Below are 25448 nucleotides of genomic sequence, written 5' to 3' on the forward strand. Positions count from 1 at the left end.
TGGTAATACAAGTATTACCACGGAGTATAAATTCAATTTAATAATTATGATTGTAATAATGAAATATCGGCAACTTTTAAAAATAAATTTTGTAATTTCTTTAAAAGAGCCAATCGGTTTAGTTTAATTTTTTCATCATCAACCATTACCATAACTTTTTCAAAAAAGGTATCTATAGGTGCTTTAAGTGATGCTAATTCAACTAAAGCCTCTTGATATTGTCCCTTAGTAAAATAAGGAGCTAACTTATCTGTTAATACCGCTATTTGCATCGCTAATTCGCCTTCAGCGCCAGCTTCAAGCAATGAAGCGTTAATATTTTCAGGAATAGTATCTGCGGTCTTCGATAAAATATTTGATACTCGCTTATTAGCCTCAGCTAATGAAGACGCTTCTGGCAACGTTCTAAAATGTGTTACAGCATTGACACGGGCATCAAAATCAGCTGGTCTGGTTGGATTGATGGCGAGTACTGCTTGAATCGTATCGATAGCAAATCCTTTTTCTTGATACCAAGCTCGGAATCGACCTTGCATAAAGTTGACAATGTCATCAACAACATTTTGGTTAGTTAATTTATCGCCATATAATGATGTGGCAAAATTAGCTAATTCAACTAAATCAATAGGTAAATCTTTTTCAACAATAATGCGTAATACACCAATAGCTGCACGACGAAGCGCAAAAGGATCTTTATCTCCTTTTGGATGTTGTCCAATACCAAAAATACCCGCTAGTGTATCCATTTTCTCAGCAATTGAGACAGCGCTAGCAACTGCTGTACCTGGTAACTCATCTCCAGAAAAACGTGGTTTGTATTGTTCTTCAATAGCTGTGGCAACTTCGATACTTTCACCATCTTTAATCGCTAAGTATCGTCCCATAATGCCTTGAGTTTCAGGAAATTCAAATACAGTATTGGTGACTAAATCACATTTAGTTAATTTTCCTGCTCGTTTGGCTTGTTCAACATTAGCTCCAGTTTTTTCAGCAATAAAACCAGATAAGGCTTCAATACGGAGTGCTTTATCTTTAACTGTACCTAGTTGTTGTTGGAACAAAACCGTTTCAAGGCGAGGAAGACGATCTTCTAGGCTTTGTTTCAAGTCTGTTTTATAAAAGAATTCAGCATCTGCTAAACGTGGACGAACGACTTTTTCATTCCCAGAAATAACAACTTGCGGGTCTTTGGATTCAATATTGGCAACAAAAATGAAATTTGGTAACAATTTTCCTTGTTTGTCATAAACAGGGAAATATTTTTGATCACCTTTCATAGTGTATACCAATGATTCAGCTGGAACCTCTAAAAATCTTTCTTCAAATTTAGCAGTCAATACCACTGGCCATTCAACTAATGATGAAACTTCTTCAAGTAAGCTTTCTGTTAAGTCTGCTTTACCATTAAGTTTAGCTGCTGCTGCTTCAGCTTGCTGTTTAATGATTGATTTTCGCTTGTCATAGTCAGCGACAACTTTTCCGCGTTGCTCAAGAATTTCTGGATATTGGTCAGCATTATCAATAGTAAATTGTTGCTCGCCCATAAAGCGGTGACCACGAATGATTCGGTTTGATTCAATATCTAAAATGATACCAGGTACTAGTTCATCGCCATATAACATAGTGACTGTATGACTAGGTCGAATAAATTCAACTTGACGAGCTGCCCAGCGCATCGGTTTAGGAATCGGCAATTTATTTAGGGCATTTTTAACCATATCACAAAGTAAATTGACAACTGGTTGACCTTTTTGATTGTGAGTATAAGATAGCCATTCGCCTTTATCGGTTTGAATTCGTTCTGCTTGTGATATATCAATTCCACAACCACGAGCCCAACCTTCGGCTGCTTTTGTCGGGTTACCATTTGCATCAAATGCTGCACTGACTGCGGGGCCTCTTTTAACGATTTGGCTATCTGGTTGAGTATCATTTAAATTCAAAACTTTTAACGCTAAACGGCGTGGTGATGCATACCAAAGTACCTCACCGTGTTCTAAATTAGCATTATCAAGTTGTTCAATAAAATTAGCTGCAAAGTTTTCAGCTAAAGAACGGAGCGATTTTGGTGGTAACTCTTCAGTACCGATTTCCACTAAAAATGTTTTTTGCATAATATATCAACTCCTACTTTGCTGCATTTTGGTTAGAACTTGAATTTTGGCACATTGGAAATCCTAGTGCTTCACGAGATGCGTAATATGCTTCAGCCACCATTTTGGTTAATGTCCTGATTCGTAATATATAACGTTGGCGTTCAGTTACCGAAATCGCTTTACGAGCATCTAATAAATTAAAACAGTGCGCCGCTTTTAAAATACGTTCGTAAGCTGGTAATGGCAGCGGTTTTTCTAATTCAAGTAATAATTTTGCTTCTTTTTCATGTTGTTCAAAACAATAAAATAAGAAATCAGTATTAGCGTATTCGAAATTATAGGTTGATTGTTCGACTTCATTTTGATGAAAAACATCACCATAAGTAGTTTTACCGAATGCTCCATCGCTCCAAACTAAGTCGTAAACACTATCTACACCTTGGATATACATTGCTAGTCGTTCTAATCCATAGGTAATTTCACCGGTGACTGGTTTACATTCAAGCCCACCGACTTGTTGGAAGTAGGTAAATTGAGTTACTTCCATGCCATTTAGCCATACTTCCCAACCTAATCCCCATGCACCTAATGTTGGGTTTTCCCAGTTATCTTCTACAAAACGAATATCGTTGATAGTTGGATCAAGACCAAGTTCCTTTAACGATCCTAGATAGAGTTCTTGAATATTGTCTGGTGATGGTTTTAAGATAACTTGAAATTGATAATAATGCTGTAACCTATTCGGATTTTCACCATAACGACCATCAGTTGGGCGGCGAGATGGTTGAACATAAGCTGCATTAATTGGTTCCGGACCAAGTGCTCTTAAACAGGTCATTGGATGAGAAGTACCGGCACCTACTTCCATATCTAATGGCTGAATCACTGTACAACCTTGATTAGCCCAGTAATCTTGTAACGTAAGTATTAAACCTTGAAAGGTTTTGACATTAAACTTTTGCATGATGTTATCTTTATGGTTGAATTAATTTTTTCTACAAATTAAATAGTCCTACATTTTATACTTTTTATTAGTGCTTGTGAAATGCCTAATTACTTTATATTGATTAAGCTACACAAGATAGTTTTCATTTTGCATCTTTAGCTATTTGTCGGTATAGTGAAGTCATCTATATTTTTTGGTAAAAAATCAAAAATAAGAAGGCCATGTCTATTTATCATAAACTGTTGATTATATTTTTTATTGGATTAATAAATACACATTTTGTGTATGCTGATGATAATCAACAATTACAATCATTACGTCGTTCAATTGAAGAACAAGAGAAACGTTTAGCAGAACAAAAAAAAGAGCGAACTCAATTAATGAGTGATCTTAAAGAACAAGAGACAGAAATAGCAAAATTATTAACATCAATTGAGAAAAATAGTCTTACACTAAAAAAGCTAGATAGTGAAATCATTTCTTTAATTAAGCAAATCGATGATTTAAAAATTAAACAACAACAACAACGTAATGAATTAGCAAAACAGTTAGAAAGTGCATTCAAGCTAGGAAAAAACACCAACTTTAAACTCATTTTTGCTAGCGAACAAAGTGAGCGTAATGAGCGTCTTATTACTTATTTTCGTTATATTAATGAAGCACGACAACAGCAAATAAATATGCTTCGCGAAACACAAGTACAACTTAGTGAAAAGAAAACGGCTTTGAAAAAGACACAGAGCACGCAAAAAACATTGAATACTAAACAGAAACAAGAACAGTTAGCGCTAGAAAAAAATCACCAAAATCGTAAAAAAACTATCAATCTGCTTGAATCCTCAATGCAGAAAAATCAACAGAAATTAGACGAGCTAAAAGATAATGAAGCAAAATTACAGGCTAGAATTGCCCAGGCGGAACGAGAAAGCAGAAAAATAGCCGAAGAAGAGGCTAGGCAAGCAAAAAATATAGAAGAAAAACAACAAAAGAATACCAATTACACACTTAATGCTAATGAGCGGGCATTAATGGCTCGAGTCAGTGGTATTGGTAAACCGCAACACCAATTTAATTGGCCTGTAAATGGTAATATTATTCATCGATTTGGCGAAGCATTACAAGGTGAACTCCGTTGGAAAGGGATGGTCATCGATGCTAGAGATGGCACTCAAGTTAAAGCCATTGCTGATGGACGAGTTATCTTAGCCAGTTGGTTACAAGGATATGGATTTGTTGTTGCACTTGAACATGGTAAAGGCGATATGAGTTTATATGGTTATAACCAACGAGTGTTAGTTGAAGTAGGTGAAAAAGTTCGAGCTCAACAGCCAATTGCTATTGTTGGCTCCAGTGGTGGTCAAAATATCTCTGGCCTTTATTTTGAAATTCGTCGAGATGGTAAAGCATTAGATCCAAATGGTTGGTTAAAATGATAAAACATCTATTAAAAGTAGGAGTATTATTTTTATTATTTAATGCTAATAATGTATTAGCAGCAAAATTAGCATTAGTTATAGATGATTTTGGTTATCGCCAGCACAATGAAGAACAGATTATTTCATTCTCCAACAACATCACAATTGCCGTTCTTCCTCATTCACCTAATGCTAGACGGATTGCGACCATTGCTCATGAACATGGTAATGATGTTATTATTCACTTACCCATGGCTCCTTTGGGGAAACAGCCTTTAGAGAAAGATACTCTATTTCCCTATATGAGTGAGTTAGAAGTAAAAAGAATCGTTGATGATGCGGTCTCGCGTGTACCGTATGCCATTGGTGTGAATAATCATATGGGCAGTTTAATGACTGCAAATTTAAATGGTATGCATAACGTCATGAAGGCATTAAGCCACTATTCAATGTTTTTTTTAGATAGTAAAACGATAGGTAAGACTCAAGTTAAAAATGCTGCAAGTGAATACAATATAGCGGTTATTGGACGTGATGTATTTTTAGATGATCAACAAAAAGAATATGCTATTGCTCGGCAGTTTGATTTGGCAATAAAAATAGCTCAAAAAAATGGACATGCCATTGCTATTGGTCACCCTCATCCACAAACTGTGAATGTCTTACGTACAAAATTAGCTAATTTATCTGACGATATTGAACTAGTAAAAGTTAGTCAGTTGATCACAACACCACGAACTAAATCTAAACTCAAACCGACAATTAAAGATATATTTGAAAAATATAAAAAACGATTTACAGATATATCAAATCTTAATTCTCTCGAATAACAACAGTTATTGCTTTTCAAGCGTACGATGACGAATTTGAACTTGTTTATTTTGCGCTTTAAAAAACTCGGCTAATTGTTCAGCGATAAATACAGAGCGGTGTTGTCCACCAGTACAACCAATGGCAATAGTCAGGTAGCTACGGTTATTTTTTTCTAACATTGGCAACCATTGTTGTAGATAATTGGCGGTTTGATAAATGAAATTCGCTACCTCATCATGTTTTAATAAATAGTTTTTAACTGGTTCATCTAAGCCGGTTAATGGACGTAAATTGATATCCCAATGGGGATTCGGTAAAAATCTAACGTCAAACACAAAATCAGCATCGACGGGTAAACCATGTTTAAATCCAAATGATTCAAAGATCATGGTTAATTCTCGTTCTTTTTTACCTAAAACTCTGGTTCTAAGAATAGTTGATAACTCATGAACAGAAAGGTTGTCGGTATTTATCATCAAACTCGCATGTGATTTTAAAGGCTCTAAATAGGTTTCTTCTCGATCGATGGCTTCTTCTAATGAATATTTTTGATTGGTAAGTGGATGTATTCGTCTGGTTTCGCTATAACGTCGAATCAGTGTATTACGACTACAATCAAAAAAGATTATTTCAGGTGTGACAGAAGAAGGTAAACGTTGGAGAATATCATGATTAAAATCAAAATGATCAGGCAAATTTCGAATATCTAGACTGACCGCAACAGGGGTATTATTATCTTTTAATGATTCAGCCAGTTGGGGCAATAATGCAATAGGAATATTATCAACACAATAAAATCCCATATCTTCTAGTGCACGTAATGCAATTGATTTACCCGAACCTGAACGGCCACTAACTATCAATAATATCACAATATCAACTCCAAAATAATTGGTGTTCTAGTATATACTGTTTAGTTCAAAATGTTCAATTATTGAAAATAAACAGCGATCTGAAAAGCCAGATTATCTGGCTAGTACTCAGTTTTTATTTTGGCAATTAATTGTTTAAGTGCTTGTCCACGATGAGAAATTTGGCTTTTATGCTCTTTGGTGAGTTCTGCTGCACTACAATTAAGTTCTGGAATAAAAAATAATGGATCATAACCAAATCCACCATTGCCATGTGGTTCATTCAAAATTAATCCGTTCCATTTTCCTAAACAAATAATAGGCGTTGGATCATTTTCGTGTCGCATAAAAGCAAGTGCACAATAAAAGTATGCGGTTCTTTTTTCTTTTGCTACATCTTTTAATGCAAGTAATAATTTCTCATTATTACTTTTATCATTGCCATGTTCTCCAGCATAACGAGCTGAATATATGCCTGGTTGACCATTGAGCGCATCAACAACTAAGCCAGAATCATCAGCAATCGCCGGTAATTGTGTCAGCTTAGCAGTATGTCTAGCTTTTAAGATAGCATTTTCAATAAATGTTAAACCGGTTTCTTCAGCATCAGGAACATTGAATGCACTTTGGGCTACAACATCAAAGCCTGCATTGGCTAAAAGCTGTTGTAATTCGTTGACTTTTCCTTGATTGTTGGTAGCTAAAACAATTTTTTGCATTTTATGACTCCATAACTAATTTGTGTTATATCGCTATTAGTAAATTGAATATTACTGATAGAAATATTGCTTAAAATTTAAAAATCAGGCTCACAGCAAAATGTCATACTCTCCCCAGTTTTAGGGTGATTTATTGTGAGTAGTTGTGCATGTAACAATAATCGTTTTGACATCGAAAATGCTTCAGGATGAGCATAAAATTTATCCCCTAATATTGGATGTCCGATTGCTTGCATATGAACTCGTAATTGATGGGAGCGTCCTGTGAACGGAAATAGTGCAACTCTAGTGGTATTATCATCATTACGAGCAATAACTTGATAATGGGTTAATGCATATTTGCCATTTTCGTGGTCAACCATTTGCCGTGGGCGATTAGGCCAATCACAAATTAATGGTAATTCGACTTGGCCAATATCATTTTCAAGATGGCCATGAACTACGGCAATATAATTTTTTTTGGGTATTCGTTCGCGGAATTGTTTTTTAATTTCTCTATCAGCCAATTTTGATAAAGCTGCAACCATGATACCACTGGTTGCCATATCGAGACGATGGACTGATTCAACATAACTATATTTTTGTTGTAAACGATGAATAATGCTATCTATAAATTGTGGCTTATTGCCTGAAACAGATAATATACCGGGTTGTTTATTAACAACAACAATATGATCATCTTGATATAAAATAGTTAGCCACGGATCAATGGGGGGATGATATTCCAAAAGCATGAATGTGTGATAATTTGTAAAATTAAATTGCCACACATTCTAACAAACTCAGCAAAAAGTGCTAGTCGAAAAGTTTATTTACTCCAGATTGACTTTTTATTCGGTGAAAAGAGTTGAGAAAAGAGTATCACCAAACTCACCAAAAGGTAACAAGCAAAAATAATGATCATCCATTGCGACATTTCAATAGTTAAAAAAGACCAAATTTTGTCTGCACATGAGCCATAAGCATTAAACATGCTTGGCAACCATTCATTTAACGCTAACCAAGAAGGAAATTGCACATTAATAGCACAGGTATCACCTAAATTTGGTTCAAACTGTAAATGGGCATGAAACATTGCTAAGTTAAAACCTTTAATGGCACTAAATAACCACACCAAAATACCCGCTAAACGAAAAATTAGTTTGCTAGGCGCAATCAGCCCAATTAAGCTACCAAGCATAATGCCGTAAATTGCACAACGTTGATAAATACATAATGTACAAGGGGCTAGACCTAAGCCATGTTGAAAATAGAGAGCGGTTATTTCAAAAATAAAGGTGGAAAGAAATAATAAAAACCAAGCAACTCTACCGCGAGAGTATTGATTGAGCAGAGATAACATACTGTTTTATTCCTCCGGATTCCGTTATAATCGTGTTAAATTCATTTTATTGAAATTAATCGATATTAATTTTTAGCCAGTAGTAGTGTAGTTTATTTTTTAATAATGTGAAACGACTTTTATTTATAAACGGTGGATTAATCTTTTCTTATGGACTCAAAAGTTCAACAAACAAAACAACAAGTCTCATTTGTCACAATTAGTGAAGAAAATGAGGCTCAACGCATTGATAATTTTCTCATTACATATCTTAAAGGTGTGCCTAAAAGTATGATTTATCGCATACTTAGAAAAGGTGAAGTCCGTGTTAACAAAAAAAGAATAAAACCAGAATACAAGTTAGCTATTGGTGACCAAGTGCGTATCCCTCCTATACGCGTTTCTGAAAAAACAGTGCCTGAGATTTCCACAAAGCTAAATAAAGTTGCTGATTTGGAGAAGGCAATCATTTATGAAGATGATGTTATTTTAGCCATTAATAAACCATCTGGAATTGCCGTACATGGCGGTAGTGGTCTAAGTTTTGGTGTTATTGAAGGCCTAAGAGCCTTACGACCAGAAGCAAAATTTTTAGAATTAGTGCATCGAATTGACCGCGAAACATCAGGTATTTTATTGATTGCGAAAAAACGTTCTGCGTTAAAGTCACTGCACGAACAATTACGTTTGAAACAGATGCAAAAAAATTATTTAGCTTTAGTGAAAGGTAATTGGCCTTCTGAATGTAAAGTTGTACAAGCACCATTACTAAAAAATGTTCTTAAAAGTGGTGAACGAGTGGTTAAGGTCAATGCCGAAGGTAAACCTTCAGAAACGAGATTTAAAGTAGAAGAACGTTTCGGTTTTGCAACCTTAGTTAAGGCAAGCCCAGTAACTGGTCGTACGCACCAAATTCGTGTGCATACTCAATATGCTAATCATCCAATTGCATTTGATGATCGCTATGGTGATAGTCAATTTGATGCATTATTAACTGATAGTAAACTTAATCGATTATTTTTACATGCCGCTAATGTAAAATTTATTCATCCGAAAACTTTACAAGAGATGCAATTAAATGCTCCGTTGGATGATGTATTGCAAAATTGTTTGACAAAGATTAGAGATGACAAATATCAACAAACAGAATGATTAAAATGAGAAGGTAATTAATAAGCATGAAAGATCTTAATTTATACTTAATTAGACATGGTCAAACAGAATGGAATATTAAAGATCAGATGCAGGGGTCACAAAATTCACCTCTTACTGAAAATGGCATTTTAGGTGCCAAAATAACCGGAAAGCATCTAAAAAATACGCCATTTATACAAGCCTATTCTAGCCCTCAACAGCGTGCAATGGAAACTCGGGACTATATTATTAATGAAAATGATAATGTAATTCCTACTTTTGAACTGGAAGGTTTGCGAGAAATGGATTTTGGGCTTTGGGAGGGTAGACATGTACCTTCATTAAAAGAAGAATTCCCAGAATTTAATACCTATTTAACTGAACCAGAAAAGTTTGATGCATCTGTCAATCAAGGTGAAAATTATCTTGATGTCCTTTCTCGTATGAAAAATGCTTTAAATGAAATTGTCAAAAATGCGCCACAAGATAAGGGTAATATTTTAGTTGTATCGCATGGTACGGTGTTACGAATATTACTTTGTGTTTTAAATGGTGGTGATTGGCGTCAACATCGTGATGAAAACTATTTCCCTCGAATGTTAAATACCAGTATTAGCGTGGTTAATTATAAACAGAACAACGATCAACAAGATGGCGAATATTCAGTTAAATTTTATAATAATGTTGATCATTTAGACGATTAATTACTATTATTCTTTGACATTTTCAGGCTAATGCTATTAGTAACATTAGCCTGAAATGTGAGTCTACCTTCTACTATAAACAGCATAACGTTTTTGTAACTGTTTTAATTGACTAATTCTGGCATCAATTTTTGCAATTAAGGTTTGATTGCCTTTTGCTTGAGTTTTAGCATTAGTTAATAATCGAATCGCGTCAGGAAAATTTCCTTCTAGAGCGATTGACTCAGCCCGTGCGCTCATCTCTTGAGCTCTTGACTTTAATCCACCATAAGCGGTTATTAGCAAATCCCAACCGTTAGTATCATCATTATGATCAAAAGTATAACGATGTAATAAACTTACTGCTTGTTGGTAATTGCGTGCTTTTACATAGGCATTAGCTAAATTTAATTGCAATGCGGAACTATTAGGTGATTTTTTTAATGCTGATTGAAGACGACTAATCGCAGCACTACTATTATTAAGCGCTAAGTCAATATCCGTCATTAGATCAATATACCAAATATTATTTGGATCATTATCTAATAATGGTTGTAATTGTTGTTTGGCTTTTGGGTAATTATTATTATTGTAATCAACTAAAGCATTAGCATAAATTACCGCTATTTTACTTTGTTCATTATTCAGTTTACGATAACCTTCAATCAATAATCTTGCATTAGTTTTGTTACTCATCAATATTGCTATTCTAGCTTTGGCTAAATAATAATTTAAAGATGGCGTAACATTCTTTTTTGAGTATTGTAATGAACGATTACGAATATCTGATAAACGGCTATTAGGTAAAGGGTGAGTCATTAAGATTTCAGGTGGCTTACTGCTAAAGCGACTTTGATCGGCAAGTTTTTGTAGAAACTCAGAAGAAGCATAAGGATCAAATCCAGCTTTAGTTAATGTTCTAAGCCCAACTCTATCCGCTTCTTGTTCATTTGATTGGGTAAAACTAATCATACTTTGTGTTGAACTAGCCATAGTAGTTGTCATTGCCGCCATACCCGCTTCTGGATTGGCTAATGTTAGTAATAACGAGCCAAGTGTTGCCCCCCAAACGTATGGACTATTACTATTTTGAGCCTCCATTGCTCGAGCCAAATGGCGTTGTGTCACGTGCCCGATTTCATGAGCCATTACCGATGCTAATTGACTTTCATTATCGGTATCTAATATTAATCTTGAATGAACGACGACATTGCCACCAAAAAAAGCAAAGGCATTAAGTACATTACTTCTCATAACATAAAAGTGAAAAGGCGTCTGTACTGATTCAGATTTGGAAACTAATTTTTTCCCTAAATCATTGATATATTGATTTAAAACCGGATCATTAATAATCGGAGCACTACCACGTAACAAGCGCATATAATAATCGCCCATCTCTTTTTCTTGCCCGATGCTTAATGTAGCTGCAGCTGCGGTGCCCATATCGGGTAGCTTAATGTTATCTGCATAAACGATCGATGCATTTTGCAATAATAACGACGTAGATACTATTAATGCGATTGCTTTTTTTAACATACTTTTAACTCATAAAAAAGATTGATAATTAAGTATTCTAGCTTAAAAAAAAGACAATATCACTTTGAATATTTTATCAATTTGAGCTATTACTTCTATATTATTTTATTTACTCGATTTAATAATCTTAAATAATGAATGTTATTCAAATACTGCGTGGCGAATTTGTTCTACATCAACATTTTCAATATAGTTTTTGATATTGGGATAAATATTATAATGATGTCCAAACTCAGGTTGCATTAATTCATCAATAACTTGATGTTTACTCCAGTTTTGAAAAATTAAGCGATACATAGCAACAACTACGCCTGTGCGGTCACTGCCATGCCAACAATGAATCAATATCGGTTTAGGTGAATTTTTGATTGTTTTAAGGATTTGAATTATTTTTTTATCAGAAATATTTCCTGCTCGCATATTGATCCAAACCTCAGTGATGCCTGTATTGACAACTTTATCTCGATCACTATGCCATAATCGCAGATTAATTATGGTTTTAATGCCGAGTTTATCAAGCTGTTTTATCTGTTTTAACGAGGGTTGTTCAGAACGATATATATCGTTAGATACTTGATAAAAGTTATTTGGAATGAGGTTGGAATTAATATTTGACTGGCAACTGCTAATAAAAAAAATCAAGCAACACAACAATATAATGTTCACTCTTTTGGCGATTTGCAAACCAATGTGAGCTATTATTTGTTGTGTTCTATTTATCATTACTACAATTGTCTATTGTTATGTTTATTGTTGACGGCTTTTAATAAATTCAAGGATTTGATCTACTTTTACCAATTCTTTATCCCCACCAGCACGATGTTTATATTCTACATCACCATTATCAAGGTTACGATCGCCAATAACAATAGTGTGTGGAATACCAATTAATTCAGCATCAGCAAACATTACACCAGGGCGTTCTTTACGGTCGTCAAATAGTACTTCAATACCGGCAGCTTGTAGATCGGCATAGAGTTTTTCTGCAGTCGCCTGTACTCTTTCTGATTTGTGCATATTCATTGGAATAATAACAACGCTAAATGGTGCTATGGCTTCTGGCCAAATAATTCCACGTTCGTCATGGCATTGTTCGATTGCAGCGGCAACTATTCGGCTAACGCCGATACCATAACAACCCATGATCATCACATGATTTTGTCCATCTTCACCTTGCACTGTTGCTTTCATTGCTTCTGAATATTTAGTACCAAGTTGGAAAATATGTCCAACTTCAATACCACGTTTAATTTGCAATGTACCTTTGCCGTCAGGGCTAACATCGCCTTCAACTACATTGCGGATATCTTCGATGCGAGGTAAAGCAACATCGCGTTCCCAATTGATATTGAAATAATGTTTATGGTCAATATTGGCACCAGCACCAAAATCACTCATTACAGCAACATCACGGTCAATAATCATTGGCATATTTAGGTTTATTGGTCCTAAAGAGCCTGGTCCTGCATTGACTAATGCGCGAATTTCATCTTCGGTTGCAAATTCAAGTGGAGACGCCACAATATCGATTTTTTCTGCTTTGATTTCGTTTAAGGTATGATCACCTCGAACTAATAAAGCTACTAGTTGGTGACCACTCTCTTTAGTGGCTTTAACCATTAATGTTTTAACGGTTTTTTCAATTGGTAAATTGAATTGTGCTACTAATTCATCAATCGTTTTGGCATCTGGAGTATCAACTAATTGCATCTCCTTGGTTGGAGATTGGCGAGTTTGAGTTGGAGCTTGTGCTTGTGCCATTTCGATATTTGCCGCATAGTCAGACTCAGTTGAAAAAACAATATCATCTTCGCCACTATCCGCTAATACTTGGAATTCATGTGACCAGTTACCACCAATTGAGCCAGTATCAGCTCGTACAGCTCTAAAATTTAAGCCTGCACGAGTAAATACTGCACTGTAAGCTTTATACATATCATCATAAGTTTCTTGTAATGATTCTTGCGATGTGTGGAATGAGTATGCATCTTTCATAATAAATTCACGCGAACGCATAACACCAAAACGAGGGCGTACTTCATCGCGGAATTTGGTTTGAATTTGATATACATTAAGTGGTAATTGCTTATAAGAGCTCACTTCATTACGAAGTAAGTCAGTGATCACTTCTTCATGAGTTGGGCCTAAGACGAAATCACGATCACCACGATCTTTAATGCGTAATAATTCGGGACCATATTGTTCCCAACGACCACTTTCTTGCCATATATCGGCAGGTTGTACCACAGGCATTAATACTTCAATTGCACCTGCTTTATTCATCTCTTCACGAACAATATTTTCGACTTTTTTTAGTACACGATAACCTGTGGGTAGCCATGTATATAATCCGGCAGCAACTTTACGGATCATGCCGGCACGTAACATTAGTTGATGGCTAATTACTTCAGCATCTGCTGGCGTTTCTTTTAATGTAGATAGAAGATATTTACTGGTTCGCATACATTTATCCCGAAAAATAATTTATATATAAATATAATAAAAATGTTAGCTAGTTTAGCAGTACCAAGCGCAACACAAAAGTAATTTTATTAATAATTATGGTTATAAATGTTTATTAATGATAAATTATCGTTTATTGAGAATAAGTTACTAATCAATATGGACAAATGGACATTGAACATACATAAATTAATAGAGCGTTTATTCTTTCTCTTTTTAATCGGTCTTATTTTATATTGGCCGATTAAATTTGCTAAATATCATTTGTTTGATTTAAGTTATCAAGAGGTATTAGAGTTTTCTTGGCGAACTGATGGTTGTCAATTGTCATATCCAGAGGTATGCCCATGCCCTAGTTTCATTGAGCCAGATGATCATTTCACAATTACTGATGATGGCGATTTATATTTTGAAAATATACTTTATGGTAAATTGATATTAAAAGACAAACCTAGTTTTTTTCATGACCACTCTGAAATATTGTCTGGTGGCTTCATGGAAATTATACGGTCGGATTCAGGTGTTATTTGCTACTATGATTCGATATAAAAATTTTGGGAATTATTTAGCTAAAATTAGCTGTCAAAAACCCCGTTCCTCAAAAATTTTTTATGCTAATAATTTAATCTTAATTAATGGCTTGATTCGACAATTGTTATCACCATAATATAGCACTAAATATAAGTCATTTTTAACTATAATTACGAGCAAGTCATTGATTACAAAAAGGGATAAAATGGGTTCGGTTTTTGATATATTCAAAATTGGTATAGGTCCTTCTAGTTCACATACCGTTGGTCCAATGAGAGCAGGTAAGGCATTTATTGATCTACTTATTAATAATGAGCAAATGCCGTTAGTGACTAAAATTGTTGCTGATATTTATGGCTCTTTGTCACTGACAGGTAAAGGTCACCATACTGATGTGGCAATTATTCTCGGATTATCAGGTGAAAAACCTGATACTGTTAATATTGATCAGATCCCCCACATTATTCAAACTATGAATCAATACTGTCGGCTACCAATATATAATGGTCAATACCAAGTCGATTTTTCCAGTCAAAGCATTATATTTCATTCTACTTTTCTACCATTACACGAAAATGGAATGACGTTAAGTGCTTATCATCATGACGAACTAATTGTGCAAAAGACTTATTATTCAGTGGGTGGTGGTAAAATTGTTGAAGAGGAATTGTTCGGTCTACAAGATCAGAATGCAATAGATGTACCTTACCCTTTTGCAACCGCGGCACAATTATTGCAGCATTGTGATGATAACTCATTGTCGGTATCTAGTATTGTTTTAAAAAATGAGTTACAACATCACACTTATGAGGAAATCGTAAATTATTTTTCTTTAGTTGGACAAACAATGCTTGATTGTATTAAGCGAGGCATGAATGCCGAAGGATTATTACCTGGTGCTCTTAAGGTTTCTCGTCGAGCAAATGCGTTGTATCGTCAATTATTAACAAGTAAAAGTAATAATGATCCAATGATTATTATCGATTGGGTAAATATGTTTGCACTGGCTGTTAGTGAAGAGAATGCCGCTGGTGGTAGGGTAGTGACAGCACCAACTAATGGAGCTTGCGGTATTATTCCTGCTGTACTTGCATATTACGATAAGTTTATTGATCCTGTCTCACCAGATATTTTTATTCGTTACTTTTTAACCTGTGGAGCTATTGGATTACTCTATCAAAAAAATGCCTCCATTTCTGGTGCTGAAGTAGGCTGTCAAGGTGAGGTTGGCGTGGCTTGTTCTATGGCGGCGGCAGGATTAGCTGAATTGTTAGGGGGTAATCCTCAACAGGTGTGTATGGCTGCCGAAATTGGTATGGAGCATAACTTAGGTTTGACTTGTGATCCCGTTGATGGTCAAGTACAAGTTCCTTGTATTGAACGTAATGCGATTGCAGCAGTGAAAGCCATTAATGCCACTCGGATGGCATTAAGACGTACGACCGCGGCGATTGTTTCGCTTGATAAAGTGATTGAAACTATGTACGAAACAGGCAAAGACATGAATGCTAAATATCGAGAGACTTCTCGTGGCGGGCTAGCTATTACGGTTCATTGTAGTTAATAGTGAATCGTATGAGATGTGACGATTTATCATCAGTAATATTATGATTAAATCATAGCTGTGATTTCATTTATGAAATATTTTTGCAGAGTACTAAAATTGTCCATATTTTTATAGCTAAACGGATAGTACCTCGTTTAGACTATCAATTATATCACTAGCTAATAAACTGTATTTATTTAGTTTTTTAGAAGCAACATCGCCAGCTAAACCATGTAAGTAAACACTTACTGGAGCAGCTTTGGATGGCGGTAGATGTTGAGCTATAAGTCCAGCCATTATTCCTGTTAAAACATCACCAGCACCGCCAGTAGCCATACCACAATTACCAGATTGGTTAATATAAGTGGTTTGTTCAGGTATTGTGACGATGGTTTTTGCATCTTTTAATACGCAGACTACGTTATAGTCTTGCGCAAATTTTTTAGCCGTGTCGACTAAATTATTTTTAATAGCTTCAATTGGTTGTTTAACTAGCCTTGCCATTTCTCCCAAATGAGGGGTAACAATAATAGTTGACTGTGCTTGTTTCAATAATCTTAAATTAGGTACTAACGTATTAAGCCCATCAGCATCAATGATTACTGGAATCCTTGCATGCTGTAATACATACGATAAGATTTTATGAGTATCATCGGATACCCCCATGCCAGGTCCAATAACAACGACTGAAGCCCAATTTATTAGTTCATCAAGTTTTTTTATATCAATTTTATTGGTAATAAATGGGGTTAATAGAACTTCGGGAATTTGGGTTAATAAAATATCACGATTGCACATAGGGGTGTAAATATGTACTAATCCAGCTCCAGTTTTATATGCTGCTTTAGCTGAAAAGTAGGCGGCTCCAGACATATTTTCGGAACCAGCGATAACTAATACTTTGCCATAACTACCTTTATGACTATTGTTTGATCTTTGCGGAATAATTTACTCAACTCATTAGATTGATAAGTATAATGACTGGCTGGAGTATCTGCATAGATGCCGATATCGGCAATAGTGATTTCACCTGCTAATTCAGCCCCCGGATGAAGCGATAAACCAACTTTTGCGTAGGCAAAAGTGACAGTTTGTTTTGCTTTGACCGCAACACCAAGTATTTTACCTGTATTGCTACAAAGTCCCGACGGAATATCAATAGCAAGAACATCGGTATCGCACTGATTTATCTGCTCAATGGCATGAACAAAATCGCCGCTCACTATACGATTAAGTCCTATACCAAAAATAGCATCAATGATAGTGGTATATTCAGTAAAGCATTTGGGGAGTGAAGTGATAAAATTGATATTATAATGCTGTGCTATTTTAATTTGTTGTAGTGTTTCCTTCGATGCATGTTCTACTTGACCAATTAAATACACATCAACATCAATATGTTGTAATTTGAGTAAGCGAGCTACAGCAATACCGTCACCGCCATTATTACCATATCCACACACTACCGCAACTTTATTTAAATTATAGCCGTTTTCATTAAGTTGATTTACAACGGCTAATGCTGCTCGTTCCATTAATACTAGTGAAGGTAAGCCAATTTTATTTGCGGTATAAGCATCATAATGCTTCATTTCAGATGAGGTGACTAAGTATTGCATGAGATTACCTCTCTCTGTATATGATATGCCACATTGCGTGGCAAAATCATATTGGTAGATTAATCAATTATTAGATTAATGTTTGCTCATCTAATTGATCTTTTAATTGTTGTTTTTTTAAGTTTTCTAAAATTTTATTATGAATACCATTAAAACCACCATTACTCATAATCAAAATTGCATCAGTTGGTTTAGCTGATTTAGTAATCATCTCAACTAATAAATCAATATCACCAGACCAATAAGCCGGTTGAATACAAGCATCAACCACATCGGCAACTAACCAAGGTAGTTGTTCTGGTTGAAACATATATATTTCATCTGCACGACCTAATGATGGCGCCAGTTCATCTTTCGATATGCCTAGTTTCATGGTATTCGAACGAGGCTCTAATACTGCCAATATTCGTCGATTTGCACCAATTTTGCTGCGTAACGCTTCTAAAGTCGCTAATATTGCAGTTGGGTGATGGGCAAAATCATCATAAATCTCTATATCATTAACTTCGCCGTATAACTCTAAACGTCTTTTGGCATTCAAAAACGATCCCAGTGCTAAACAAGCATCAGCTGGTTTAATACCTACATTATGTGCCGCGGCAATAGCCATTAAGGCATTATGCATATTGTGTTCACCAACAAGAGAATAGTTAACTTCACCAACCTGTTCATTGTTAAAGTAAACGGCAAACTGGCTAGCATCATTAGCGATTTTTTTCGCCATCCAACCATTTTCTGATTCGGTGAATGATTGTTCACTCCAACAACCTTTTGCTAAAACTTGTTTTAAATTGACATCTTCTTGCGGTGAAATTATCAACCCTTTACTTGGCACTAAACGAACTAAATGATGGAATTGTTTTTGAATTGAACTAAGGTCATCAAAAATATCTGCATGATCAAATTCCAAATTATTCATAATTAATGTTTTTGGGCAATAATGCATAAATTTAGAACGCTTATCAAAAAACGAACAATCATATTCATCGGCTTCAATAACGAAAAAGTTACCTTCACCTAGTCTTGCTGATACTTCAAAATTACCAGGTACGCCACCAATGACAAAACCTTGGTTATAACCTTGTTTTTCTAAAATCCAGTTAACCATACCGGCAGTGGTTGTTTTACCATGCGTTCCAGCAACCGCAATCACCCAGCGTTCGCGTAAAACGTTGTCATGTAGCCATTGAGGTGCAGAAACATAAGGAATATTTTTGTCTAAAATATATTCAACACAAGGATTTCCTCTTGATAACGCATTACCAATAATCACCAGATCAGGAGTAGGGTTTAATTGTGAAGGGTCATCTCCTTCAATAATATCAATATGTTCTTTTTGTAGCAGCGTACTCATTGGTGGGTAAACATTTTTGTCTGAACCCGTGACTTTATGACCCAATGAGCGAGCGATTAATGCAATGCCTCCCATGAATGTGCCACAAATCCCAAGAATATGAATATGCATTTTTTGGTCCTTAATGTTGTATAAAATATTGTACTGATGATAAAACTTATCTGTTGCCAGTATTTTTAGTTAACTGATTTGATTTTTGTAGAAAATTATAATTATAGTCGATTTTAATCGCTTATGCGATAGGCCAAATATGTCTAATCATCAATTTTGCCGTCTGATTTCCTCGAAAGTCATCAACATCTAATTGATAGACAATTTTTACATTTTTTATTGTATTATCTGGCCATTGCGTTAAATTTACATTGAAACATATGCCTTCAATAATTGGGCCACTGTTTTTCGGTTCTAATACTAATCTAAGGTGTTTTTCAGCAAATAAACGTTGTTGATGGACAATAAAATCGCCATCGAATGTCGGTTCTGTAAATCCTTCGCCCCATGGACCCGATTCTTTTAATTGTTTAGCCATCGCATAATTAAAATCTTGGCTGTCTATCTCACCATCGGTTTCTATTATTTGTTCAAGCGTATTGGCATTTAAACGTTTATCTATTAGTGTTTCAAAATGTTTTCGAAATCGTTCTAAATCGTTTTCGCGAATGCTTAATCCGACCGCCATTGCATGTCCACCAAAACTCACCAGAAGATCGGGATGGTTTTGATCCAGTTCATCAAGTAAATCTCGTAAGTGAATACCGGCTATTGATCGTCCTGAACCTTTTAGTATCCCTTCTTCAGTAGATGCAAAGCAAATAACTGGCCGATAATGTTTATCTTTTAAACGAGCTGATAAGATGCCAATGATACCTTGGTGCCATTCAGGATGATAGACAACTAATAAGTTTGGGAAAGAAGATTGTTGTTGCTCTAACTCTTGGATATAGGATAATGCTTCTTTATACATCGTCTGTTCAATTAACTTACGATCATTATTTAGCATATCTAAATCACTAGCTTGTTTGAGAGCACTATCGTAGTCGTCACATAACAATAATTCAACGCTAAGAGACATGTTATCCATTCGCCCTGCTGCATTAAGCCGTGGGGCAATATAATAAGCTAGATCGGTTGAGGTAAAGGATACGGGATCTTTTCGAGCAATATGTAATAGTGCTTTTATTCCTGCACAACAATAACCAGATCGGATTCGATTAATACCTTGGTGAACCAATATTCGGTTATTGTGATCGAGTTTTACCACATCAGCAATAGTTCCTAACGCGACTAAATCTAATAAACTAGCGAGGTTGTATTCTTCTAAATTATGTGTTCTGAACCAGTTTTCTTGGCGTAATTTTGCTCGTAAAGCTGACATAAAATAAAATGCAACACCGACACCAGCTAAGTGCTTAGATGGAAAAGAGCAGTTTGGTAAATTAGGATTAATGATTGCATCAGCTGCTGGTAATTGCTCAGGACATAAGTGATGGTCAGTAATGATTACAGTTAAGTTTGATTGTTTTGCAAATTCAACCGCTTCAATAGCGGAAACACCATTATCAACAGTAATAATTAGATCGGCTTTTTTTAACAGTGCTCTTTTTATAACACTTATACTTAAACCATATCCATCATCAAATCGATTAGGAATGATATAATCGACATGTTGGCATCCCATCTTTTTTAACGCTTTTACCGTTAGTGCAGTACTGGTTGCACCATCAGTATCAAAATCACCGACAATCATAATCCGCTTGTTATTCTGCATAGCTGAATAAACAATTTCGACAGCGGTTTGGGTACCATCTAAGTTGTCATAATTACATAAGTTACGCGTTGTATAATCTAACTCTTGCATAGATGTTATTCCACGTAATGCATAGACTCGTTGCAATAAGAGTGGGATATCCGGTGACAATTCAGGTAACGCTTCAGGTAATTGGCGGTGTGTTAATTTATTTTTCATATTTTAAATGTTAGCGCACGTGCGCTAACATACTTTTCTTATTTTATATTTAAATTTTAATTGCTATAAATTATAACTTATTAATTTTTTGCTTTCTTTTTTAAAATTTCGATTAATTTATCAGCAGGGACATAGCCTGAAACTAATTGTCCATCAGGTAGTACTAATGCAGGAGTACCACTGATACCTAATTTTTTACCAACGTTAAATTGTTGTGTTACATAAGGTACCATGCTATTTGCTGGAGAAATTGAATTACCCTTATAGGCATTATCAAAAGCAGCTTTACGATCGGCAACACTCCAAATAGATTGCATATTTTTACCTACATCACTATTAGCACCGGCTCGAGGAAAGGCAAAATAGTGCACAGAGATACCCGCATCTAAGTATTGATTTATATTTTCATGAAGTAATTTACAATAGTGACAAGTGTAATCGGTGAAAACCGAAATAATATATTTTTCTTTTGGTGCTTTATAAACAATGGCATCTTTTTCAATTGATTTCATTAATTTTAAGTTATTACTGTTAGCAATATTTACTGGTTCACCGCCTTCAAGACTATAGATTGGTCCTTGAGTTAAAAATTTACCATCATCTGTTACATAGAAAATGCCCTCAGGAGTTATAACACTTTTTAAACCTTGTACTGGGTTATTTTCGATAGTAATTTCTTTATTAGAAAAACCTAATTTTTCCATCGATTTGGTTATATCGGCGTTATTGGCTAATACTGAAGTTGAGATTAATGCTAAACCTAAACTTATGACTAATTTTTTCATTCAGTTATCCTTAGTTATCTAAACTGTTATGCACGAGGATGATGTTTGCTGTGCAATTGTTTTAATCTTTCTGTTGCAACATGTGTATAAATTTGTGTAGTTGATAAACTACTGTGCCCTAGTAACATTTGTACTACTCGTAAATCGGCGCCATGATTAAGCAGATGCGTTGCAAAGGCGTGCCTAAGTACATGAGGTGAAAGGGCTTCGATATTAATGCCGGTTAGTATGGCATAATATTTGATTCTATGCCAGAATGTCTGTCGTGTCATTTTCTTGCCTAAACGACTTGGAAAAAGCACATCAACTGGGCCATTTTTTAGTAGATCATTGCGCGCATATTTGAAATAGTATTCAAGCCAATAGATTGCTTCTTCACCTAAAGGAACTAAACGTTCTTTATTGCCTTTGCCTACAACTCGTACTACTCCTTGCCTTAGGCTGACGTCACTAATTTCTAAGTTAACTAATTCTGAAACTCGTAATCCTGTAGCATAAAGCACCTCTAACATAGCTTTATCTCTCAGCTCAATTGGATCATCAATACTTGGTGATTCTAGTAGGGCATCAACCTGTAATTCAGTTAAGTCTTTAGGTAACTTTTTGGGTAATTTGGGTGATGACAATATAGCTGATGGATCATCGGTACGATAGTTTTCTTGATATAGATATTGGAAGAAACGTTTAGTCGCACTCAATAAACGTGCCGAACTACTCGCTTTATAACCATCTTTAACTCGTTGTAGTAAAAATTCTTGTAAGTTAATGGATTGTGCTGTGAGAAAATTAACTTGTTGTAATTGTAGTGATTGGCTTAGTGCAAGAAGATCAAGTTTGTAAGATTCAATCGTGTTTTCAGCAAGATTTCGTTCTAACCAAATTGAGTCTAGAAATTGTTCAATTAATATTTTATTTTGTGATGATATATCTTTATCAGACATTAAAAGCCAACTCATTTTTAATAGTTGTTAACATTATATACTAACTGTCAATAACTTGAAGTTGTCACATTATTATTGTGTTTGGAATGCATAAAAACGAAACGTTTAATTAATGAAAAAATTAACTTTAGTTGATATTGAAATAATATTTTGTATCTTTTCTATAGCCTACTATATACTGAATTATCTGTTATTTTTTATAATAAGTTATGTTAAAACGAAATATTAATCTTTTTATTGCGTTATATGCTTTTTTTATTATTGGTCTTGAAACTTATATTTATTGGCATACAAAGCTGAGACCGTGGCAACCAAGTACTCCAACTGGGCGAATAATATTTTACTACAGTTTTTTTACAGTACTTTCTAATCTAATGTTGGCATTTAGTTGCCTATGCTTAACTTTCAATCCTAACTGTAATCGATATAGTTTCAAGGTGATACGCTTGAATGGTTTAGTCGGGGTGATTATAACCGCGATAGTTTATAACTTAATTTTAAGGGGAATACATAAACCACCTAATACGTTATTACAATTTGCCAATGAAAGTTTACATGTGATTCTACCGATTATTGGCGTATTAAGTTGGTTAGTTTGGGGACCATTTCGACGTATTCAATTTAATGTCATTGTTGGCTCGTTTTTGTCGATGTTAATTTATGGTATTTATATTTTTATACGAGGTTATCTTACTAATCAATATCCATATCCTTTTATTAATGTGGTTAGGGTTGGATATATTAAAGCGCTATATGCTGCAGGATCGGTTTTTGTGCTGTTTTTAGGGCTGGCTCTTTTGTTATGGGCCATTGATTGTTTTAGGAGAAGAATATGAAATTGTATATTTATGAACATTGTCCTTTTTGTGTACGGGCAAGAATGATTTTTGGTTTAAAAAATATTTCAGTTGAACAGCATGTCTTTCTCAGTGATGACGTTAAATCACCAACAAGTATGATTGGTGAAAAAATGGTGCCGATCTTACAAAAGGAAGATGGCAGCTATATGCCAGAAAGTCTTGATATTGTTGCTTATGTTGATAGTAATTACGGTGAAAGCCCTGTCTTAATTGGAGCTAAAAATCCAGAAATAGAAGCATTAATTAAACAATTTCAACAATATGATTATAAGTTAGAGTGTCCTCGATATGTAAAATTAGGCTTGGCTGAATTTGCCACTCAAGCTGCTATTGATAATTTTATTACTAATAAGAGTAAAAAATTGGGTTCGTTTGCTGATTGTCTTGCAGAAACTGAAACATTAATTGCTAAGATATCTGATTTATTAAATCAGCTTGAACCATTAATTGTGACGTCGAATGCATGTAATGGCACATTATCTTGGGATGATATATGTTTATTCCCGATATTACGTAATCTAACCTGTGTTAAGGGTCTTATTTTTCCTACTAAAATTAAAGCCTATTTAGAGTCAATGTCTGAGCTAAGTAAGGTAAATCTGTTTTTTGATCAGGCGGTTTAATAAAAAATAGAATTCAATTGCATGTGGGGCTGATGATTAGCTGATATGCAAATTGTTCATTAATAAGAAGAGTACAAGAAAAATAGGATAAAACTTGTACTCTTATCTGTTATTAAAGTTATTTATATAAATCTCTACAAAAACGATTAATTACTTAATTTAAGATCAATAATTTCAAGCTTGTTTTTTCCACCATATACATCGTACCAAGGGGTTGCATATTGTTTTAAAATCTTATTAAGTTGTTCAACATTTTCACGTCCGATGGTATCAAGCCAATGTTTTAAACCGTCTTTACCATTTTTTGCATATGCCTCAATCCCTTCAAACCAAGTGGCTCGACCACCCAGAATACCGCTATATTTGGCACCATGTTCACCGGCAAAAATGAGTTCTTCATGGAAAGTTTTGGTTGGTACGCCTGCACTTAAATAGATGAAAGGACGAGTAGCAACATCACTTGCTTGTTTGAAATAATCGGCAGCTTCTTGTTGTGAATAAACTACTGGATTACTATCGTTAAATCCTGCAACGTTTTTGAATAATACTGGCACTTCAACTTTAAGTATATCAATGTAATAGTGATCTTTAGTAAATTCTTCAATTGTCTTGATAACTTTTTGTGGTTTTATTTTTGCGAATTCAGGGCTTTTATCATCAGTTACCACGTTATCATAAACAATAGGTTCAACAAATACCGGAATATCGGCCGCCCTCGCTTCATTGCCTAAACGTTCTAAAAAGGCGTGTTTTTTATCTAAAATATCTTGCGGATCGTCAGGATTATAATAGACCAGTACTTTCGCTGCATCAGCACCTTTTTGAATTAGGCGTTGAAGTGAATCTTCCGGTAAAATATCTGGTAAACGTCCTGGTGTATTGGCATCGTATCCAGTTTTTTCATAAGACATAATTAAACCAGCATTTTTATTTTTTGCTGCCATGCCTTTAAAACCGAGTTCTTCATCCAGTAAAATGGCACTAACATATTTGGTTAATTCCTGAGAAACAAGCTCTTTAAATTCATACACCATATCAATATTATAACGTTCTTGACCTACAGCATTTTGCATCATTTTTACCATTGAACCACGTTGATCGATTGCTAATGCTGCAATTACGCCATCCTGGTTAGATAATTGTTGCATACGGTTGAATTTTCCACGAGAAATGCGTTTTGTTGCCATTTTAAAACTCTCCATTTAATAAGATTTTTTCATTGTAGGTTTTTATTTGGCCAATTATT

The 25448-nt window shown here is 34.9% G+C and carries 24 protein-coding genes; 8 read left to right on the top strand and 16 right to left on the bottom strand.

The annotated features are described in order from the left end of the window. Positions 1-44 precede the first annotated feature (44 nt). Both glyS and glyQ read right to left on the bottom strand, forming a co-directional pair. Positions 45-2117, bottom strand: coding sequence for a glycine--tRNA ligase subunit beta (glyS, locus tag H3T54_RS08460; RefSeq protein WP_370527375.1), 2073 nt, complete (start codon positions 2115-2117; stop codon positions 45-47). Positions 2118-2127: 10 nt separating this feature from the next. Beyond that, positions 2128-3060 carry a glycine--tRNA ligase subunit alpha gene (gene glyQ, locus H3T54_RS08465; RefSeq protein ID WP_110448669.1) on the bottom strand — a complete coding sequence of 311 codons (933 nt, stop codon included), beginning with the start codon at positions 3058-3060 and terminating at the stop codon, positions 2128-2130. Between the two features lie 203 nt (positions 3061-3263). Between glyQ and envC the strand changes: the two genes are divergently transcribed. Continuing rightward, positions 3264-4475 (top strand): murein hydrolase activator EnvC, encoded by a 1212-nt coding sequence (envC, locus tag H3T54_RS08470; RefSeq protein WP_110448670.1) that lies wholly within the window; start codon positions 3264-3266, stop codon positions 4473-4475. After that, the gene (locus H3T54_RS08475) at positions 4472-5287 is read left to right on the top strand and encodes a divergent polysaccharide deacetylase family protein (protein WP_198222069.1); all 816 of its coding nucleotides are present in this window, start codon (positions 4472-4474) and stop codon (positions 5285-5287) included. Before envC ends, H3T54_RS08475 begins: the two co-directional genes overlap by 4 nt. 6 nt (positions 5288-5293) lie before the next feature. Here H3T54_RS08475 and rapZ read toward each other — a convergent pair whose 3' ends face one another. From rapZ to dsbB, 4 genes are all read right to left on the bottom strand, one after another. Next, positions 5294-6142, bottom strand: coding sequence for an RNase adapter RapZ (rapZ, locus tag H3T54_RS08480; RefSeq protein WP_110448672.1), 849 nt, complete (start codon positions 6140-6142; stop codon positions 5294-5296). Between the two features lie 101 nt (positions 6143-6243). Next, complete coding sequence (locus H3T54_RS08485; protein WP_198222071.1) at positions 6244-6840, bottom strand: XTP/dITP diphosphatase; 597 nt, start codon at positions 6838-6840, stop codon at positions 6244-6246. Between the two features lie 77 nt (positions 6841-6917). Continuing rightward, a complete protein-coding gene (rluA, locus tag H3T54_RS08490; RefSeq protein ID WP_110448674.1) occupies positions 6918-7574 on the bottom strand; it encodes a bifunctional tRNA pseudouridine(32) synthase/23S rRNA pseudouridine(746) synthase RluA in 657 nt (218 codons plus the stop codon). A 74-nt stretch (positions 7575-7648) separates the two neighbouring features. Beyond that, on the bottom strand, positions 7649-8182 hold the full coding sequence (gene dsbB, locus H3T54_RS08495; protein WP_110448675.1) for a disulfide bond formation protein DsbB: 534 nt from the start codon (positions 8180-8182) through the stop codon (positions 7649-7651). A 150-nt stretch (positions 8183-8332) separates the two neighbouring features. On the opposite strand from dsbB, the gene rluC reads away from it, so the two are divergent. Next, a complete protein-coding gene (gene rluC / locus H3T54_RS08500) occupies positions 8333-9313 on the top strand; it encodes a 23S rRNA pseudouridine(955/2504/2580) synthase RluC (protein ID WP_110448676.1) in 981 nt (326 codons plus the stop codon). Between the two features lie 26 nt (positions 9314-9339). Next, the gene (locus tag H3T54_RS08505) at positions 9340-9999 is read left to right on the top strand and encodes a histidine phosphatase family protein (RefSeq protein WP_198222073.1); all 660 of its coding nucleotides are present in this window, start codon (positions 9340-9342) and stop codon (positions 9997-9999) included. A 63-nt stretch (positions 10000-10062) separates the two neighbouring features. Here H3T54_RS08505 and H3T54_RS08510 read toward each other — a convergent pair whose 3' ends face one another. The 3 genes from H3T54_RS08510 to proS all read right to left on the bottom strand — a co-directional run bounded on the left by H3T54_RS08510 (position 10063) and on the right by proS (position 13977). Beyond that, positions 10063-11514, bottom strand: a complete 1452-nt coding sequence (locus H3T54_RS08510) for a M48 family metalloprotease (protein WP_198222075.1) — start codon at positions 11512-11514, stop codon at positions 10063-10065. A gap of 141 nt (positions 11515-11655) precedes the next feature. Then, positions 11656-12156, bottom strand: a complete 501-nt coding sequence (locus H3T54_RS08515; RefSeq protein ID WP_198222077.1) for a tyrosine-protein phosphatase — start codon at positions 12154-12156, stop codon at positions 11656-11658. Between the two features lie 105 nt (positions 12157-12261). Next, a complete protein-coding gene (gene proS / locus H3T54_RS08520; RefSeq protein WP_198222079.1) occupies positions 12262-13977 on the bottom strand; it encodes a proline--tRNA ligase in 1716 nt (571 codons plus the stop codon). A gap of 108 nt (positions 13978-14085) precedes the next feature. On the opposite strand from proS, the gene H3T54_RS08525 reads away from it, so the two are divergent. Together H3T54_RS08525 and H3T54_RS08530 are read left to right on the top strand one after the other, a co-directional pair. Further along, positions 14086-14526: a hypothetical protein gene (locus H3T54_RS08525; protein WP_198222081.1), complete on the top strand. Its 441-nt coding sequence runs from the start codon at positions 14086-14088 to the stop codon at positions 14524-14526. A 187-nt stretch (positions 14527-14713) separates the two neighbouring features. Next, entirely contained in the window at positions 14714-16072 is a 1359-nt protein-coding gene (locus H3T54_RS08530; RefSeq protein ID WP_198222083.1) for an L-serine ammonia-lyase, read from the top strand. 117 nt (positions 16073-16189) lie between these two features. On the opposite strand, the gene H3T54_RS08535 is transcribed toward H3T54_RS08530, so the two are convergent. The 6 genes from H3T54_RS08535 to xerD all read right to left on the bottom strand — a co-directional run bounded on the left by H3T54_RS08535 (position 16190) and on the right by xerD (position 22719). Continuing rightward, positions 16190-17002: an NAD(P)H-hydrate dehydratase gene (locus H3T54_RS08535; RefSeq protein WP_198222279.1), complete on the bottom strand. Its 813-nt coding sequence runs from the start codon at positions 17000-17002 to the stop codon at positions 16190-16192. After that, positions 16948-17673 carry an NAD(P)H-hydrate epimerase gene (locus H3T54_RS08540; protein WP_198222085.1) on the bottom strand — a complete coding sequence of 242 codons (726 nt, stop codon included), beginning with the start codon at positions 17671-17673 and terminating at the stop codon, positions 16948-16950. The genes H3T54_RS08535 and H3T54_RS08540 overlap by 55 nt, the downstream gene beginning before the upstream one ends. Positions 17674-17743: 70 nt before the next feature. Beyond that, positions 17744-19138 (bottom strand): UDP-N-acetylmuramate:L-alanyl-gamma-D-glutamyl-meso-diaminopimelate ligase, encoded by a 1395-nt coding sequence (gene mpl, locus H3T54_RS08545; RefSeq protein ID WP_198222087.1) that lies wholly within the window; start codon positions 19136-19138, stop codon positions 17744-17746. 121 nt (positions 19139-19259) lie between these two features. Further along, positions 19260-20993: a single-stranded-DNA-specific exonuclease RecJ gene (gene recJ / locus H3T54_RS08550; protein ID WP_198222089.1), complete on the bottom strand. Its 1734-nt coding sequence runs from the start codon at positions 20991-20993 to the stop codon at positions 19260-19262. Positions 20994-21073: 80 nt separating this feature from the next. Beyond that, positions 21074-21778: a bifunctional protein-disulfide isomerase/oxidoreductase DsbC gene (gene dsbC, locus H3T54_RS08555; RefSeq protein ID WP_110448686.1), complete on the bottom strand. Its 705-nt coding sequence runs from the start codon at positions 21776-21778 to the stop codon at positions 21074-21076. 26 nt (positions 21779-21804) lie between these two features. Then, positions 21805-22719, bottom strand: a complete 915-nt coding sequence (gene xerD, locus H3T54_RS08560) for a site-specific tyrosine recombinase XerD (RefSeq protein ID WP_198201437.1) — start codon at positions 22717-22719, stop codon at positions 21805-21807. Positions 22720-22928: 209 nt separating this feature from the next. Here xerD and H3T54_RS08565 point away from each other — a divergent pair, with 209 nt between their 5' ends. Continuing rightward, positions 22929-23555 (top strand): Pr6Pr family membrane protein, encoded by a 627-nt coding sequence (locus H3T54_RS08565; protein WP_198201436.1) that lies wholly within the window; start codon positions 22929-22931, stop codon positions 23553-23555. Continuing rightward, positions 23552-24202 carry a glutaredoxin 2 gene (gene grxB / locus H3T54_RS08570; protein WP_198201435.1) on the top strand — a complete coding sequence of 217 codons (651 nt, stop codon included), beginning with the start codon at positions 23552-23554 and terminating at the stop codon, positions 24200-24202. Before H3T54_RS08565 ends, grxB begins: the two co-directional genes overlap by 4 nt. 146 nt (positions 24203-24348) lie before the next feature. On the opposite strand, the gene H3T54_RS08575 is transcribed toward grxB, so the two are convergent. After that, positions 24349-25389: a tagatose 1,6-diphosphate aldolase gene (locus H3T54_RS08575; protein WP_198222091.1), complete on the bottom strand. Its 1041-nt coding sequence runs from the start codon at positions 25387-25389 to the stop codon at positions 24349-24351. Positions 25390-25448: the final 59 nt, after the last annotated feature.

This window comes from Gilliamella sp. B14384G10, from assembly GCF_016101685.1.
Classification (GTDB): Bacteria; Pseudomonadota; Gammaproteobacteria; order Enterobacterales; family Orbaceae; genus Gilliamella; species Gilliamella apis_A.